Source organism: Bradyrhizobium sp. JR3.5 (genome assembly GCF_054057015.1).
The window spans coordinates 1,355,690-1,371,418 of sequence record NZ_JBSRYV010000001.1 but is presented as its reverse complement, the minus strand read 5'-3'; the positions used below and the strand labels follow the sequence as shown (position 1 = coordinate 1,371,418).

12 protein-coding genes and 2 pseudogenes are annotated in these 15,729 nt (G+C 65.5%); 5 read left to right on the top strand and 9 right to left on the bottom strand.

Translation table 11 applies throughout. The annotated features are described in order from the left end of the window. Window positions 1-9: 9 nt before the first annotated feature. Window positions 10-1,224: an amidohydrolase family protein gene (locus tag ACVWW1_RS06815; RefSeq protein WP_456655285.1), complete on the bottom strand. Its 1,215-nt coding sequence runs from the start codon at window positions 1,222-1,224 to the stop codon at window positions 10-12. 123 nt (window positions 1,225-1,347) lie between these two features. Beyond that, window positions 1,348-2,544, bottom strand: a complete 1,197-nt coding sequence (locus tag ACVWW1_RS06810; RefSeq protein WP_456655284.1) for an RluA family pseudouridine synthase — start codon at window positions 2,542-2,544, stop codon at window positions 1,348-1,350. A 580-nt stretch (window positions 2,545-3,124) separates the two neighbouring features. Between ACVWW1_RS06810 and ACVWW1_RS06805 the strand changes: the two genes are divergently transcribed. Next, the gene (locus ACVWW1_RS06805) at window positions 3,125-3,625 is read left to right on the top strand and encodes an alpha/beta hydrolase (protein WP_456655283.1); all 501 of its coding nucleotides are present in this window, start codon (window positions 3,125-3,127) and stop codon (window positions 3,623-3,625) included. A 263-nt stretch (window positions 3,626-3,888) separates the two neighbouring features. Here ACVWW1_RS06805 and ACVWW1_RS06800 read toward each other — a convergent pair. Beyond that, a pseudogene (locus ACVWW1_RS06800) lies at window positions 3,889-5,225 on the bottom strand (replication-associated recombination protein A). After that, the gene (locus ACVWW1_RS06795) at window positions 5,222-6,580 is read right to left on the bottom strand and encodes a DegQ family serine endoprotease (RefSeq protein WP_456655282.1); all 1,359 of its coding nucleotides are present in this window, start codon (window positions 6,578-6,580) and stop codon (window positions 5,222-5,224) included. Before ACVWW1_RS06795 ends, ACVWW1_RS06800 begins: the two are co-directional and overlap by 4 nt. Window positions 6,581-6,924: 344 nt before the next feature. On the opposite strand from ACVWW1_RS06795, the gene ACVWW1_RS06790 reads away from it, so the two are divergent. After that, a complete protein-coding gene (locus ACVWW1_RS06790) occupies window positions 6,925-8,520 on the top strand; it encodes an OprO/OprP family phosphate-selective porin (protein ID WP_456655281.1) in 1,596 nt (531 codons plus the stop codon). A gap of 72 nt (window positions 8,521-8,592) precedes the next feature. On the opposite strand, the gene ACVWW1_RS06785 is transcribed toward ACVWW1_RS06790, so the two are convergent. Next, on the bottom strand, window positions 8,593-8,973 hold the full coding sequence (locus ACVWW1_RS06785; protein WP_176530658.1) for a winged helix-turn-helix transcriptional regulator: 381 nt from the start codon (window positions 8,971-8,973) through the stop codon (window positions 8,593-8,595). A 118-nt stretch (window positions 8,974-9,091) separates the two neighbouring features. Here ACVWW1_RS06785 and ACVWW1_RS06780 point away from each other — a divergent pair. From ACVWW1_RS06780 to ACVWW1_RS06770, 3 genes and pseudogenes are all read left to right on the top strand, one after another. Then, a pseudogene (locus ACVWW1_RS06780) lies at window positions 9,092-10,106 on the top strand (zinc-binding alcohol dehydrogenase family protein). 297 nt (window positions 10,107-10,403) lie between these two features. Then, window positions 10,404-11,483 (top strand): phosphotransferase, encoded by a 1,080-nt coding sequence (locus ACVWW1_RS06775; RefSeq protein WP_176530656.1) that lies wholly within the window; start codon window positions 10,404-10,406, stop codon window positions 11,481-11,483. 62 nt (window positions 11,484-11,545) lie between these two features. Then, on the top strand, window positions 11,546-12,673 hold the full coding sequence (locus ACVWW1_RS06770; protein WP_456655280.1) for a hypothetical protein: 1,128 nt from the start codon (window positions 11,546-11,548) through the stop codon (window positions 12,671-12,673). Here the strand turns inward: ACVWW1_RS06770 and ACVWW1_RS06765 are convergent. The 4 genes from ACVWW1_RS06765 to ACVWW1_RS06750 all read right to left on the bottom strand — a co-directional run bounded on the left by ACVWW1_RS06765 (window position 12,670) and on the right by ACVWW1_RS06750 (window position 15,721). Then, window positions 12,670-12,966, bottom strand: a complete 297-nt coding sequence (locus ACVWW1_RS06765; RefSeq protein WP_456655279.1) for a DUF1330 domain-containing protein — start codon at window positions 12,964-12,966, stop codon at window positions 12,670-12,672. The two genes, ACVWW1_RS06770 and ACVWW1_RS06765, sit on opposite strands and share 4 nt — an antisense overlap. A 9-nt stretch (window positions 12,967-12,975) precedes the next feature. Continuing rightward, window positions 12,976-13,770 carry an SDR family NAD(P)-dependent oxidoreductase gene (locus tag ACVWW1_RS06760; protein ID WP_456655278.1) on the bottom strand — a complete coding sequence of 265 codons (795 nt, stop codon included), beginning with the start codon at window positions 13,768-13,770 and terminating at the stop codon, window positions 12,976-12,978. A 293-nt stretch (window positions 13,771-14,063) separates the two neighbouring features. Then, window positions 14,064-14,480, bottom strand: coding sequence for a 50S ribosomal protein L17 (rplQ, locus tag ACVWW1_RS06755; RefSeq protein WP_456655277.1), 417 nt, complete (start codon window positions 14,478-14,480; stop codon window positions 14,064-14,066). 209 nt (window positions 14,481-14,689) lie between these two features. Further along, window positions 14,690-15,721: a DNA-directed RNA polymerase subunit alpha gene (locus ACVWW1_RS06750; RefSeq protein WP_092114981.1), complete on the bottom strand. Its 1,032-nt coding sequence runs from the start codon at window positions 15,719-15,721 to the stop codon at window positions 14,690-14,692. Window positions 15,722-15,729 lie beyond the last annotated feature (8 nt).

The window sequence follows — 15,729 nt, the reverse complement described above, 5'->3', positions numbered from 1 at the left end:
CGCAGCCGTTCACGGCTTCTGATAGATCACGCGACCTGCACGGATGGTGATGCTCACTTTCGCGAGATTGCTGACGTCGCTGAGCGGATCACTGTCGAGCACTACGAGATCGGCGTCAAAGCCCTGCTCCACCTTGCCCTTCTTCGCGGCCTTGAAGAACCGCGCCGGATTGGTCGTCAGCGAGGCCAGCACCTGGCGTTCCGACAGCACGCGATGCATCAGCTGGAATTCCTGCGTGGTGTCGTACAGCGTGGTGAAGCCGACATCGGTGCCGAACAGCACCGTGCCGCCGTTCTCCGAGAACTGCTTGAGCTGGTTGACGGTCGCGGCCACCAGGCGGTTGGTGACGTTGGGGTCGAGAAGCACCGTCGTGAACAGCGACAGCGTCGGGATCAGCGCAGTCCCCTGCGCCTTGAACCGCGCAAGTTGATCATCCGTGTAGCTCCGCTCGCTGGGCGTCGTGTGCGCGAGCACGTCGACGTCTGCTGCGATCACCGTCTCGACGCCGATCTTGTTCTGCGGATGCGCGAACACCGGCCTGCCCTGTGCATGCGCGACGTCGACGGCCGCCTTGGCGATCGCCGGATCCATGTTGATGACAGGTTTATCGCCCATGAACGCGCCGGTGAACAGCTTGATGCCGTCCTCGCCCATCGCGAGCCAGTCGCGCGCCCACTTCGCCGCCTCCTCAGGCGTCGCGGCTTCAGGAAGCTGGATTTCGGGCGGCAGGTAGACGGGATGCCCGCCCTTGGGAAACACGTTGCCGGCGAGCAGAATGTTGGGACCGGCGACCTCATTTGCTGCGATGCGCTTGCGCAGCGGCAGCGTGTTCCGTGGATCGGAGCCGAGATCCCAGACCGTGGTAAAACCCCATCGGGTCAGCATCTCCTGCATGTGCTGCGTCAGCGGCGCGGCCGGCGCCTCGCCGGCGTTGTGCCAGACATGTTCCGTGAAATGCACATGGCTATTCCAGAACCCGGCAACAACAGACTTGCCGCTGCAATCGATCAGGCGCGCATCCGACGGCAGCTTGACGTCGCCGGACTTGCCGACCGCGCTGATGACGCCGTCCGTGATCACGATCGCCGCATCCGGCAGCGCAGCCGCATCCGCCGATGCGTAAAGCGTGCCGCCGCGGAGCACCACGGTCTCGGCATGCGCCGCCGCAGTGGCGACAGCCGAGCCAATGAGAAGAAGCGCGACGCGTAACCAGGTCCCGGTCATGGACAGCCTCTCTGATGGTTGCATGCCGGCGGTGCCCGGCGCGCGGCAACATAGCCGCGGCGCAGTGAGCCGCTTTGATCGTTCTTGCTGTCCGCGACGGATATCGGGAGGCGGCGTCCGCCGTCACTCCTCGGGCGCGTTCTCGATCGGGTCGAAGCGATCGGCCTCGAGCCCGAGCAGATTCCAGGATTGCAGCATGTGCGGCGGCAGCGGCGCCGTCGCGTCGATCACGCCGCCGCGCGGGTGCGGAATCACGATGCGGCGCGCGAGCAGATGCAGCCGGTTCTGCAGGCCGCCCGGCAGCTGCCAGTTCTCCTTGTTGAAGTATTTGGGGTCGCCGACGATCGCGTGATCGATATGCGCCATGTGGGCGCGCAATTGATGGGTGCGGCCGGTCACCGGCTTGAGCGAGACCCAGGCGAGCTTCGTCGCCGAGGTCTCGACCACCGCATAGTAGGTCACGGCGTGGCTGGCGCCCTCGTCGCCATGCGCCGCAATCCGCATGATGCTGTCCTCCTCGCTCTCCTCCTTGGCGAGATAGGTCGAGATACGGCCCTGCTTCGGCTTCGGCACGCCGGCGACCAGCGCCCAGTAGATCTTGCGCGCGGAACGATGCCGGAACGAGCCGGTCAGAGCGGTCGCGGCAAAGCGCGTCTTGGCGATCAGCAGGCAGCCCGAGGTCTCGCGGTCGAGCCGATGCACCAGCCGCGGCTTCTGCCCCTTGGCGTCGCGCATCACCTCCAGCATGTCGTCGACATTGCGCGTGATGCCGGAGCCGCCCTGAACCGCCAGGCCTGCGGGCTTGTTCAGCACCATCACGTCGGCGTCCTCGAACAGGATCATGTCCTTGAGATCCTGGAGGGTCTTCTTCGCCGCTTCGGACAGGCTGGCGGCCGCCTTCGGCGTATCGAGCCGCAGCGGCGGAATGCGGACGCTCTGCCCTTCTTCCAGCCGGTCCTTGCTGTCCGCACGCTTGCCGTTGACGCGCAACTCGCCCTTACGAACGATACGCTGGATGTGGGAAAACGACAGGCCGGGGAAACGCGCCTCGAGAAAGCGGTCGACGCGCATGTTGTCCTCGTCCGCCGTCACCACCACGGTCTGCACCTTGGTCGGCAGCGGCGACGGCTCGGCGACGCTCTTCTCCGGCTCGGGCACGAATGGCTTGGGCGCCCGCTGCTTGTCGCCGAGGCGCACCGCTGTTGACTTGCCGCCCGCACGATGCGCCGGCCCCCGCTCGGCGGCCGCGCCGCGACGGGGACGCGCGCCTTTGGCGCGGTCGGCGGCTGGGCGGAGAGGTCTCTTGACGCGGCGGCTCATGGGGTTGCAACTCCGAAGTTAAGCCCGTGGGTAGCGCAAATGCCGCGAATCGTCACGGCGAAATCGGTACAAATCCGGCACAACATTGGCCATGTTTGGCTGCATGCGGCAATCGACGGGAGCCGTGGAAGGAGCTTTGGAATGAGACTGGCGGTATCGGCTTTGGCGGCGGCCCTGATGCTCTCCGGACCGGCGCTGGCTCAGCAAGGCCCGATGCCGGAGGATCTCGCCTGGAAGCTCCTGGAACTCGGCCGCGTCATCGACTCGCCGAAAACGGCCGCGCTCTACGCACCGCTGCAGCAGAAGGAGCCCTATCAGGGCGTCAAGGTCGAGCGCGACGTCAAGTATGGCCCTGCCGACCGCCATCTGCTCGACGTCTTCACGCCGGACCCGGCGGCGACGCCCCGGCCGGTGCTGATCTACATCCATGGCGGCGGCTTCATTGCCGGCAGCAAGCGCAACCCCGGCAGCCCGTTCTACGACAACGTCATGCTGTGGGCTGCCAAGAGCGGCTTTGTCGGCGTCAACGCCACCTACCCGCCTGGCGCCGGCCTTTCCATGGCCGGCAGGCGCCGAAGACATGGGCGCGATCGTGCAATGGGTCGCGGAGAACATCGCGAGCCGCGGCGGCGACCCCAGGCGCATCTTCATCATGGGCCAATCGGCCGGCGCGATCCATGTCGCGAGCTATGTCTCGCACAGCGAATTCCACAAGGTGACGGGCGGCGGTCTTGCCGGCGCGATCATGGTGTCGGGCATCTACGATCTGACCGCTTCGCCGGCGGGCGATGCCGAGCTCGCCTATTACGGCTCCGACCCGTCGCGCTACGCCGAACGCTCCTCGCTGCAAGGCCTGCTCGCAAGCCCGATCCCGTTTCTGATCACCGCCGCCGAGCTCGATCCGCCGCGCTTCGTCGAGCAGTTCGAGCTGTTGAAGCAGGCCAGTTGCAAGCGGCCGAGCGGCTGCGCGCGCAGCTTCATGCTGCCGCAGCACAGCCATACGTCGGAGGTATACGCGATCAACACGCCGGACACGCGGCTGACGGATGAGATTTTGGAGTTCGTGAAAAGCGTGAAGTGACGCGCTAGAGCCATATGAAGTTATGGGCCGTCGCAGCGGGCGCTGCCAAAATATCGAGAACAACCCCATGCAAAGTAGCCGGCGGCGGCCGGCGTTCGACCAAGCAACTTGACATGTCGGGCAACTCAGAGATATATTTCTAATATTCCGAAGTCACACAGGCTGCATATGGCATTTGCGGGCTTCTGCAACTGACGCTCCCGCGCCGCAGGCGGGACGGGAACACGCGCGTTATTCGCGGTCGCAGCCTGATCTCGTCTTGTCTAGCTCCCACCCCGCTCCTTGCGCAGCCTGTTCCAGTAATCCAGCCGCTTGCGGATCTCGCGTTCGAAGCCGCGGTCGGGCGGATCGTAGAAGGTCTGGCGGCCGAGCGCTTCCGGGAAATAGTCCTGGCCGGAGAACGCGTCGGGCGCGTCGTGATCATATTGATAGCCGGAGCCGTAGCCTTCCGACTTCATCAGCTTGGTCGGCGAATTCAGAATGTGTTTTGGCGGCAGCAGCGAGCCGCCCTGCTTTGCGGTCCGCATCGCAGCGCCGAACGCAGTGTACACCGCGTTCGATTTCGGCGCGGTGGCGAGATAGACCACGGCCTGTGCGATCGCGAGCTCGCCCTCCGGCGAGCCCAGGAAATCAAAGGCATCCTTGGCGGCGTTGCAGACCGCCAACGCCTGCGGATCGGCGAGACCAATGTCCTCAACGGCCATGCGCACCACGCGCCGCGCCAGGAACAGCGGGTCCTCGCCGGCATCGAGCATGCGCGCGAGATAATACAATGCCGCATCCGGATCGGAGCCGCGCACCGACTTGTGCAGCGCCGAGATCAGATTGTAGTGACCATCGGCCGATTTGTCGTAGATCGGCGCGCGGCGCTGCAGGATGGCCTGCAACTGCTCGGCGTTGAACACCTCGCCCTTGCGCGCGGCGCGCCAGACCTCTTCGGCTAATGTCAGCGAGGCACCGGCCGTCACCGTCGGCCATCCGCACCAGCACGGCGCGCGCTTCCGCATCGAGCGGCAGGGCCTTGCCCTCGATCTTCTCGGCATTGGCAAACAGCCGTTCGATCGCAGCGGTATCGAGCGAGTGAAACACCAGCACGCGAGCCCGCGACAGAAGCGCCGCGTTGAGCTCGAACGACGGGTTCTCGGTGGTGGCGCCGACCAGCACCACGGTGCCGTCCTCCATCACCGGCAGGAAGGAGTCCTGCTGCGCGCGGTTGAACCTGTGCACCTCGTCGACGAACAGCAGCGTCCCCTTGCCGGTCTCGCGCCGGGCCCGCGCGGCATCGAACGCCTTCTTCAGGTCGGCGACGCCGGAGAACACCGCGGAGATCTGCTCGAAATGCAGCTCGGTGGCGTCAGCGAGAAGCCGCGCCACGGTGGTCTTGCCGGTGCCGGGCGGTCCCCAGAACACCAGCGAGCCCAGCGTGCGCGTCTCCAGCATGCGGGTCAGCGCGCCGTCGTGGGCCGAGGATATGATCCTGGCCGACGACGTCGGCCAGCGTGCGCGGGCGCAGCCGGTCCGGCAGCGGGTGCGGCGCGTCCTGCTCCATCCCCGCCGCGGCAAAGAGATTGCTGGCTTCGTGCGGTCTCTTCGGGCTCATCCGCCGAGCGTCACGTTGATCTGCTGGCCGCCGCGCACCAGCGTGATGCGCCAGATCCGTGACCCCGCCTTCGACACCTTGTCGAGGTCGCTGGTGCGCACGATCTTCTCGTTGTTGACGGCGAGGATGATGTCGCCCTTCTGGAAGCCGACATTGGCGGCCGTGCCGTCATCGGCGAGCTCGGTGACGACGACGCCCTCGGCGCCGGCGTCGAGATGCAGCTCATCGGCCAGCGCCGGCGAGATGTTGGCAACCTTGGCGCCCTGGAATGGCGAACGCGCGGTCAGCACGATCTCGTCGCGGTTGGTATCGGGCGCGGTCTCCAGCGGCACGGTGAGCTTCACCGGCTTGCCGGCGCGTTGCACCTCGATCTCCGCGTTGCCGCCGAGCGGACGGGTGGCGAAGCGGTAGTCGAACGCGTTGGGATCGTCGATCGGCGTCCCGTCGATCCCGACGATCAGATCGGACAGTTTGAGTCCGGCCTTCGCCGCCGGGCTGTTCGGCGCGACATTGGCGACCAGCGCGCCGGTCGGCAGCTTCAGCCCGAGCGTCTCTGCGATCTCCGGCGTGACCGCCTGCAGCCGCGCACCGAGCCAGGGCCGCTTCACCGCCTTGCCGCCGCTCTTGGCGGAGGCCACCACCACGCGCACCATGTTGGCGGGGATCGCGAAGCCGATGCCCTGCGAGCCGCCGGAGCGCGAGAAGATCGCGGTATTGATGCCGGCGAGCCGGCCGGTCATGTCGACCAGCGCGCCGCCCGAATTGCCGGGATTGATCGCCGCGTCGGTCTGAATGAAGAATTGATAATCCGTGATCCCGACTTGAGTGCGCGCCAGCGCCGAGATGATGCCGTGTGTCACGGTCTGGCCGACGCCGAACGGATTGCCGATCGCCAGCACGACGTCGCCGACCTGCAGCTGGTCCGAATTGGCGAAGTCGAGCGTCGCGAACTTCTCCTTGTTGGTGCCCTTCAGCCGCAGCACCGCGAGGTCGGTGCGGCCGTCCTTCAGCACGATCTCGGCCTCGTATTCGCGCTTGTCAGCGAGCGAGACCTTCACCTGGTCGGCGCCCTCGATCACGTGATTGTTTGTGACCACGAGGCCGGAAGCATCGACCATCACGCCGGAGCCGAGCGAGCGCTGCATCTGCTCGGGCTGCTGCCCCGGGACGCCGAAGAAGCGGCGGAAGATCGGATCGTCCAGAAACGGATTGCGGTTCTGCACCGTCTTGGCCGCGTAGACATTGACCACCGCCGGCTGCACCCGCTGCACGATCGGCGCATAGGACAATTGGAGCTCGGCCTGTGAGGACGGCACGCGGCGGTCCTGGGCCGCGGACGGGGACAGATTCCCCATGAAAGCCAATGTGCACAGAGCGGATATGGCAGCGAAGCGGACGGGTCGGAGCATTCTCACCTCTCGTGGAAACGCCGGAATATAGGCGTGTTCGCCGGGCAATTGAAGGGCGCCCGGCCGGATAACTGGCCCCCGCCGGACCGGTGCAAAACCGGCGGCAGCCGCGTTGAAGCGCGCCGCCAAACTTCTATGATGACTGTCATCTCACTGCGCCGCTCCGCTTGTTGCCTGCGGACAACAAGCGGAACTGCGATGCCCGGAAGCCCTGTCGTGCGTCAGTCACGATCAACTCCTAGGACGTTTCAGTGAGTGAGTGGGGAATTCAAACACAACAGGGGTGCACGATGGCTGCGACAAAAGTTGGTGCAATCGCCATAGGGCTGGCAGGGGCGCTCGCCGCCTCGCCGGCCTATTCGCAATCGGCCGGAGGCGGCAGCGACGCGGAGATCGCGCTGCTGAAGCAGCAGCTGAAGATGCTCGAGCAGAAGCTCGACAGGCTGCAGAAGCAGACCAATGCCAATACCGCGACCGCAGCCAGCGCGAACGCCAACGCGAAGGCGGCGGATGCCAAGGCCGCGCGGGCAAGCGCCAACGCCGCGATCCCGGTCAAGGGCCCGGTCGCGCCGTCGGGCGTCGTGGTGACGCTGCCGAACAACCGGCCGACGATCTGTACTGCGGATGAACAGAACTGCGTTGCGATCACGAGCCGCGTGCACTGGGATGTCGGCGGCTACGACTATCGTCCGAACACCGCAAGTACCTCGCCGCAGAAGCTCGACAGCGGCGAGAACCTCCGCCGCGCCCGCATCGGCATCGTCGGCAAGTTCTTCGGCGACTGGAATTACGCGCTGATCTACGACTTCGGCGGCTCGTCCGACGGCTTCGGCGGCGCGGCACCGGGATCGCTGCCTGGCGGCGGCACCTCCGGCGTCGAGAATGCCTATCTGAGCTACACCGGCTTCAAGCCGTTCGGGGGCAAGATGGCGATCGAAGGCGGCATCATGGACATCCCGTGGACGCTGGACGAATCGACGAGCTCCAACGACATCCTGTTCATGGAGCGCGCCTCGGTCGGCATCATCGCACAGAACATCGCGGCCGGTGACTTCCGTTCGGGCGCCGGCACCCGATGGTGGAACGACCAGCTCTGGATCGGCGGCTATGTCACGGGACCGACGACGGGCGCGATTCACTCCGCGTCGTCAGCCGCGCCGGCCGGCACGTCCGAGCAGTATGGCGGTGTCATCCGCGTCGCCGGCAATCCGATCAGCGGCAAGAACTACTCGGTGCATATCGGCGCCGATGCGGAATGGCTGGTCCAGCCGCCGCGCAACCAGCTCACCCAGGCGCAGACGCTCACGCTGAACGACCGGCCCGAGCTGCGCATCGACCCGACGACGCTGATCTCGACCGGTGCGATCGCCAACGTCTCTGGCGCGCAGGTCTACGGCGTCGAGGCGGCAGCGACCTACGGCCCGTTCATCGCACAAGGCGAGTACTATTGGTTCAATGTCGACCGCTCTGCGAATACCGGGCTGCCGCCGTTCGGCGCGCCGAGCCTGAAATTCGACGGCGGTTACGCGCAGGTCGGCTACGTGCTGACCGGCGAGAACCACGCCTACAATCCGGCAACGGCCTCCTATGGCGGTATCAAGCCGCACGATCCGTTCTCGCTTGCCGGCGGCGGCATGGGCGCGTGGGAAATCGCCGGCCGCGTCAGCACGATGAACCTCAACGACCAGGTCGGCCAGGCCGTCGGCATCGCGGGCGGACGGCAGACCGTCTACACCGCCGCGCTGAACTGGTACGTCAACAACAACGTCCGCTTCATGCTGAACTACCTGCACGGCGACATCGCCAAGCAGGCCTCGGCGACCTCGCCTGTGGATGCCGGCTCGAAGTTCGACGCGGTCGCGCTGCGCACGCAGGTTGCGTTCTGACGCAATCTGATCAGCGCCGACAACAAAGGCCAGGAGCGACACACCGCTCCCGGCCCTCTTCATTACAAATTGTCAGGCCGCGCGCTTCGACTTCTTCACAACGACTTCCGGCGCCGGCGCACAGGACAGCCGTTCCTGATGGCCCTCGCCCCAGGCTTTCAAAATATCGATCACCGGGCGCAGGCTCTCGCCGAGTTCGGAGAGCGTGTATTCGACCCGCGGCGGCACCTCGGCGTAGACCTTGCGGGTCACGAGGCCGTCGTCCTCCAGCGCCCGCAGCTGCTTGGTCAGCATGCGCTGGGTGATGCCGGGCATCCGCCGCCGCAGCTCGCCGAAGCGCTGGGTGCCGGCCTGCAGGTGATACAGGATCACGCCCTTCCATTTGCCGTCGATCAGGTCGAGCGCCGCCTCGACCGCGCAGCCCGGCCGGCGCGCGAAATTCTTCCGTTTCATCGGTAATTTCCCAATAGTATACAAACAGGGACTAGTTCCCTGATTTTACAGTACTTGCCAAAACGACGCCAGCGCGACAGGTAAGACGGCAGGCAATCGCCCACCACGGAGACCAGACATGAAGGCCGTCGGATACCAAAAATCGCTGCCGATCGAGGCGGCGGATTCGCTCGTCGATTTCGAAATCGCCAAGCCCGAACCGAAGGGGCGCGACGTCAGGGTCGCGGTGAAGGCGATCTCGGCCAACCCGGTCGACTACAAGGTGCGCAAGCGCGCGGCGCCGTCCGACGGCAGCTACAAGATCCTCGGCTTCGACGCGGCCGGCGTGGTCGACGCCGTCGGGCCCGACGTCTCGCTCTTCAAGCCCGGCGATGAAGTGTTCTACGCGGGCTCGATCCAGCGCCAGGGCACCAATTCGGAATTTCATCTGGTGGACGAGCGCATCGTCGGCAACAAGCCGGCATCGCTCTCGTTCGCGCAGGCCGCCGCCCTGCCCCTCACCTCGATCACCGCATGGGAGCTGCTGTTCGATCGGCTCGGCGCCGTGCCGGGCAAGAGCCTCGATCCACGCACGCTGCTGATCACCGGTGGCGCCGGCGGCGTCGGCTCGATCCTGATCCAGCTCGCACGCCGCCTCACCGGGCTGACCGTGGTTGCGACCGCGACGCGGCCGGAGTCTCAGAAGTGGTGCCGCGATCTCGGTGCGCATGCGGTGATCGATCACTCGCAGCCGATGAAGGAGCAGATCGAGAGCTTGAGGCTGCCGCCGGTCGGCCTCGTCGCCAGCCTCACCTTCACCGACCAGCACTACAAGTCGATTGCCGACTTCATCGCGCCGCAGGGCAAGTTCGGCCTGATCGACGATCCCGCCGAATTCAACGTCGCCGTGTTCAAGGGCAAGGCGGTGTCGGTACACTGGGAATCGATGTTCACGCGCTCATCGTTCCAGACGCCTGACATGATCGCGCAGCACCATCTGCTCAACGACGTTGCCGACCTGATCGACAAGGGCGTGCTGCGCACCACGCTCGACCAGACCTTCGGCACCATCAACGCCGCCAACCTCAAGCGCGCCCATGCGCTGCTGGAAAGCGGCAAGTCGCGCGGCAAAGATCGTGCTGGAGGGCTGGTAGGAGTCGCTGCGTAGGGTGGATTGGCAGGCAGCGTCCGTCGAAGCTCAACGAGCGAAGGCGGAAGGCGTAATCCACCATCCCACCAGCAGAAGCGGCAGGTTACGCTGGCGCTAACCCGCCCTACGCACCGACCAACTCGCGAGATATCCCCACAGGCCGGCGCGTGGCTTTTGCCAAAGCCATGACATCGCCTGTATGATTTGCGCAACGATCACCCCGTCCTCAATCCGGCCGCGCGAGACGCGGCCGGAACGGTGGTGACGCCCCAAGGGGATACCCGGGGATGGGAGGAAACCGATGAGTTTGCTCACGGCCGATCCGTCGCGGATCGATCCGGAGTGGATGACGCAGGCGCTGCGCGAAGCCGGTGCGATCGACCAGGTGAAGGTCGTCGAACTCGTCTGCAAGCCGGTCGGCAATGGCCTCGTCGGCGACAGCTATCGATTTCATCTGACCTATGACGGCGATGAGCCGAACGCGCCCTTAAGCGTCGTCGGCAAATTCCCGGCCGCAGATCCCGACAGCCGCCGCTCCGGTTCCGCGCACACGCTCTACATCCGCGAGGTCGCGTTCTATCGCGAGCTGGCGGCCACCGTCGACATTCACACCCCGCGGCCGATCCTCGCCGAAATCGATCCTGCCACCGACGACTTCACACTGATCCTGGAAGATCTGGCGCCCGCACGCCCGGGCGACCAGCTCGCCGGATGCGCGATCGCGGACTGCCTGACGGCGATGGCCGAGGCCGCCGCGCTGCATGCGCCGCGATGGAACGACCCGACGCTCGACGCGGTGCAATGCTTCGTGGTCGCCGCAAGCCGGCGCAGGGATCTTCGCGCGGTGCTGCCCGCCATCATCGGTCACTACAAGGAGCGATATCACGGCGTAATCGAACCGGAATTCCTGGATCTGATCGACAGGCTTCCGGACGCGATACCGCGCTACCAGTCCGATCGATCGGTGCCGCGAACGCTGCAGCACGCGGACTTCCGGCTCGACAACATGCTGTTCGAGGTGCGCGGCAACACACGTCCGATGGCCACGCTGGATTGGCAGACGCTGACGGTGGGGCCAGGCATCGTCGACGTTGCCTATTTCCTGTCGGCCGGTGTCGATCCGTCCGAGCGGCGGCTTCATGAAGCCGATCTGGTGCGGTTCTATCATTCCGAGCTGATCCGGCGCGGCGTGCGGGACTATGGCTGGGATGATTGCTGGCGGGATTACCGGCGCTACACGCTGCATGGCATCATGATGGGCGTCGTCTCGGCGCTCAGCGTCCAGCGCTCCGAGCGGGGCGACGCACTGTTCCTGAAAATGACCCGTGGCGCCTGCGCGCAAGCGCTGGACCACGACAGTTTTTCATACTGGCAGGACTGAAGCGCGATCGGGCGAAATGGTTCCCGTGAAGACAACGCGTCAAGACAGCGAAAGGGATCGGCGTGCTCAACAAACTGGACGACTTCCCCATCCACCAGACGCCGGAGCCGATCGCGGTTCCCTCGACCAGCGACCGCAATGTCTATGACCGAACCTGGTTCAACGGCTACACCGCCGACGGCGCGTATTATTTCGGCATCGGCATCGCGATCTACCCGCACCGCAAGATCCTCGATTGCGCCTTCAGCGTCGTGGAGCGTGGTGGACGGCAGCATTGCTTCTACGGTTCGCGGCGGGCGCCGCTCGAGCGCACCGAGATGCAGGTCGGCCCGTTCAGGCTGGAGGTCATCGAACCGATGCGGCGGACGCGGGTCGTGCTCGACGACAATGCGACGGGTCTCGCCTGCGATTTGACCTTCTCCGCACGCACGGCCGCGATCCAGGAAGCACGGCAGACGCTTTGGTCCGGCGACCGCCGCGCGATGGACTCGACCCGGTTCGACCAGTTCGGCCGCTGGAGCGGCGTCGTGCGCCACCCCGATGGCGAGATCAAAGTCGACGATCACACTTGCTACGGCACCAAGGATCGCTCCTGGGGCGTTCGCAATGTCGGCGAACGCGATGTCGGCGGCGTGCCGATGCCGCCGCCGAGCGTGTTCTTCCTCTGGGCCCCGTTGGTCTGGGACGACCACATCTCGCACGCCATCTTCTTCGACGGGACGCAGGGTGAGGCGCTGGTCCGCGAGGGCATCACCGCGCCGCTCTACCGAAGCGAGGCCGAGATCCCCGGGGTCGTCGATGGGCGCGACCGCCGCATGGCGACCGCGCGGCACCGTGTCAAATACGTGCCGAACACCCGGCTGGCGCAGTCCGCTGAAATCGACCTGGTCGATATCGACGGCCACACCTCGACCATCGCGCTCGACCCGATCCTGAAATTCCAGATGAAGGGCCTCGGCTACGGTCATCCGCAATGGGGCCAGGGCATGTGGAAGGGCGAGCTCGAGATCGGCGGCGAGTCGTTCGACCCCGTCACGCTCGATCCGCTGGCCCGCGAGAACGTCCACGTGCAACAGGTGGTGCGCGCTCGCCAGGGCGACCGGACGGGTATTGGCGTCCTGGAGCAGATATGCTTCGGCCCCTACCGTCCGGCCGGCTTCAGCGAGTTCCTCGACGGCGCCAAGGGTTAGCTCGGCGGCACGCCTTCGACGAAGATCAGCCGGCGGTCCAGCGCGGTCCGCCGATGCTTGAGCGCCTCGGCATATTCCGGCGATGCGTACCACTCGCGCAGCCGCGTCATCGACGGGAATTCGACGACGATGATGCTCTTCGGCGGCGGCCCGCCTTCGACCACGTCGGCCGCACCGCCGCGCACCAGATAGCGCCCGCCGTACCGCACGATGGCCTTGGCGGCGATGGTACGATAGGCCTCGAAGCCTGCGGCATCCTTCACGTCGACCTCGGAAATCACATAGGCTGACATCGCCGCACCTCAGGCGATGGTATTGACGATGCCGCCCTCGGCGCGCAGCGCCGCGCCGTTGGTCGCGGAGGCCTGCTTCGAGCAGACATAGACGACGAGATTGGCGATCTCCTCGGTGCTGGCAAAGCGCTGCAACAGCGAGGTCGGCCGGTGCTGCTTGACGAAGTTGGAGGCGGCTTCCTCGACCGACTGGCCGTTCTGCTGGGCGAGATCCTTGACGAAGGTCTCTACGCCCTCGGACATCGTCGGTCCGGGCAGCACGGAGTTGACGGTGACCGCGGTGCCGCGGGTCAGTTGCGCGAGCCCGCGTGCGATCGCAAGCTGCGCAGTCTTGGTGGTGCCGTAGTGGATCATCTCGGTCGGGATGTTGAGGCCGGATTCCGAGGAGATGAAGACGATGCGGCCCCAGTTGCGCTTCAGCATGCCCTGCATGTAGCCGCGCGACAGCCGTACGCCCGACATCACGTTGACCTCGAAGAAGCGGCTCCAGTCCTCGTCGGGAATGTCGAAGAACGGCTTCGGCTCGAAGATGCCGGCATTGTTGACGAGGATGTCGACCTCGGGCAGCGCGGCGAGCAGCGCCTTGCAACCGGCCGACGTCGAGACGTCGGCGGCGATGCCGCGGACTTTTGCGCCCGCCACCGCCTTGACGATCGCAGCAACCGCTGCATCGACCTTGGCCTGGCTGCGGCCGTTGATGACGACATCGGCGCCGGTCTCTGCCAGCCCCCTGGCGATGGCGTTGCCGATGCCCGCGGTCGAGCCGGTCACCAGTGCAGTCTTTCCGGAAAGGTCGATTTTCATTGCTTCATCTCCATTGATGCTGACCGAGATATCGGGCGCGGCATCATGCATCGCAATTGCATCTCACCGACGCGTGAGGGAGCCAATGACGCCGTCGTCTTGGCGAAAGCCAAGACCCATTGCCACGAGCCCGCGCTTTGGCGCAACGCCGTCACCTCCAGCCGTCGCGATAACGTCCGCTTGGGGTTATGGGTCCCGGCTTTCGCCAGGACGACGACCGGGGTGGAGCGCCGCCGCAAATAAAAACGGCGCCCGAGGGCGCCGTTTTCAAAACCTTCGCTCGATAGCCGGGCTTACGCCGCCTCGGCTTCCTTGCCCTGGGCCGGACCGGAGTCCTGGCCCTTGGCGTCGACGTCGCGGTCGACGAACTCGATCACGGCCATCGCCGCGTTGTCGCCGTAGCGGAAGCCGGCCTTGATGATGCGGGTGTAGCCGCCCTGGCGGTCCTTGTAACGGGTCGCCAGCGTGTCGAACAGCTTCCTGACCTGGTCGAGGTCGCGCAGCTCGGAGATCGCCTGGCGGCGCAGGGCCAGCCCGCCCTTCTTGCCGAGGGTGACGAGCTTCTCGACGATCGGCCGCAGCTCCTTGGCCTTCGGCAGCGTGGTGACGATCTGCTCGTGCTTGATCAGCGCGGCCGCCATGTTGGCGAACATCGCACGCCGGTGCTCGGCGGTGCGGTTGAGCTTCCGATGAACCTTGCCGTGACGCATTGACTTCTTCCTTCTTCAATTCTGCCGCGGTGGTTCAGCGACAAGTTTTGCAGGTGGGCATCCTGCGTTCGCCCGCAAAAGCGCCTTAGCGCGCTTTTGCTATCTCGTTTGAGCATGATCCTTCCGGAAAGCCGCTCCGCACTTTTCCGGGATCATGCTGCGCAAAAAATCGTGGCCGGAGATGCTCCGGCCACGACGGTGAAATCGGATCAGTAGTGATCCTCGAAGCGCTTGGCGAGCTCGTCGATGTTCTCCGGCGGCCAGCCCGGCACTTCCATGCCGAGGTGCAGACCCATCTGGGCCAGCACTTCCTTGATCTCGTTCAGCGACTTGCGGCCGAAGTTCGGGGTGCGGAGCATTTCCGCTTCCGACTTCTGCACGAGGTCGCCGATGTAGACGATGTTGTCGTTCTTCAGGCAGTTGGCCGAACGCACCGACAGCTCGAGTTCGTCGACCTTCTTGAGGAACGCCGGGTTGAACGCGAGATCGGGGATGATCTCCTGCGTGACTTCCTTGCGCGGCTCTTCGAAGTTGACGAACACGTTGAGCTGATCCTGCAGGATGCGCGCAGCGTAGGCCACCGCGTCCTCCGGCGTGATCGCACCGTTGGTCTCGATCGTCATGGTCAGCTTGTCGTAGTCGAGGATCTGGCCCTCACGGGTGTTCTCGACCTTGTAGGAAACCTTGCGGACCGGCGAGAACAGGCTGTCGACCGGGATCAGGCCGATCGGCGCATCCTCAGGCCGGTTGCGCTCGGCGGCGACATAGCCCTTGCCGGTCGCGACCGTGAACTCCATGCGGATCTCGGCGCCATCGTCCAGCGTGCAGAGCTGCAGGTCGGGATTGAGCACGGTCACATCGCCGACGGTCTGGATGTCGCCGGCGGTGACGGCGCCCGGGCCCTGCTTCTTCACGACCATGCGCTTCGGGCCTTCGCCCTGCATCTTGATCGAGATGTCCTTGATGTTGAGGACGATGTCGGTGACGTCTTCACGGACACCGGCGATCGAGGAGAACTCGTGCAGCACGCCGTCGATGTGCACCGACTGCACCGCCGCGCCCTGCAGCGAGGACAGCAGGATGCGGCGCAGCGCGTTGCCGAGCGTCTGGCCGAAGCCGCGCTCGAGCGGCTCGGCGACCACGGTGGCGAACCGGCTCGCGTCCGAGCCCGGCGTCACCTGCAGCTTGTTCGGTCGAATAAGTTCTTGCCAATTTTTCTGGATCGTCACTTGTTCACCCATGGGCCAGT

What these genes read in the sequence shown, in the direction of transcription:
- ACVWW1_RS06815 (WP_456655285.1), bottom strand. Translation starts at nt 1,224, where the DNA reads ATGACCGGGACCTGGTTACGCGTCGCGCTTCTTCTCATTGGCTCGGCT.
- ACVWW1_RS06810 (WP_456655284.1), bottom strand. Translation starts at nt 2,544, where the DNA reads ATGAGCCGCCGCGTCAAGAGACCTCTCCGCCCAGCCGCCGACCGCGCC.
- ACVWW1_RS06805 (WP_456655283.1), top strand. Translation starts at nt 3,125, where the DNA reads ATGGGCGCGATCGTGCAATGGGTCGCGGAGAACATCGCGAGCCGCGGC.
- ACVWW1_RS06795 (WP_456655282.1), bottom strand. Translation starts at nt 6,580, where the DNA reads ATGGGGAATCTGTCCCCGTCCGCGGCCCAGGACCGCCGCGTGCCGTCC.
- ACVWW1_RS06790 (WP_456655281.1), top strand. Translation starts at nt 6,925, where the DNA reads ATGGCTGCGACAAAAGTTGGTGCAATCGCCATAGGGCTGGCAGGGGCG.
- ACVWW1_RS06785 (WP_176530658.1), bottom strand. Translation starts at nt 8,973, where the DNA reads ATGAAACGGAAGAATTTCGCGCGCCGGCCGGGCTGCGCGGTCGAGGCG.
- ACVWW1_RS06775 (WP_176530656.1), top strand. Translation starts at nt 10,404, where the DNA reads ATGAGTTTGCTCACGGCCGATCCGTCGCGGATCGATCCGGAGTGGATG.
- ACVWW1_RS06765 (WP_456655279.1), bottom strand. Translation starts at nt 12,966, where the DNA reads ATGTCAGCCTATGTGATTTCCGAGGTCGACGTGAAGGATGCCGCAGGC.
- ACVWW1_RS06760 (WP_456655278.1), bottom strand. Translation starts at nt 13,770, where the DNA reads ATGAAAATCGACCTTTCCGGAAAGACTGCACTGGTGACCGGCTCGACC.
- rplQ (WP_456655277.1), bottom strand. Translation starts at nt 14,480, where the DNA reads ATGCGTCACGGCAAGGTTCATCGGAAGCTCAACCGCACCGCCGAGCAC.
- ACVWW1_RS06750 (WP_092114981.1), bottom strand. Translation starts at nt 15,721, where the DNA reads ATGGGTGAACAAGTGACGATCCAGAAAAATTGGCAAGAACTTATTCGA.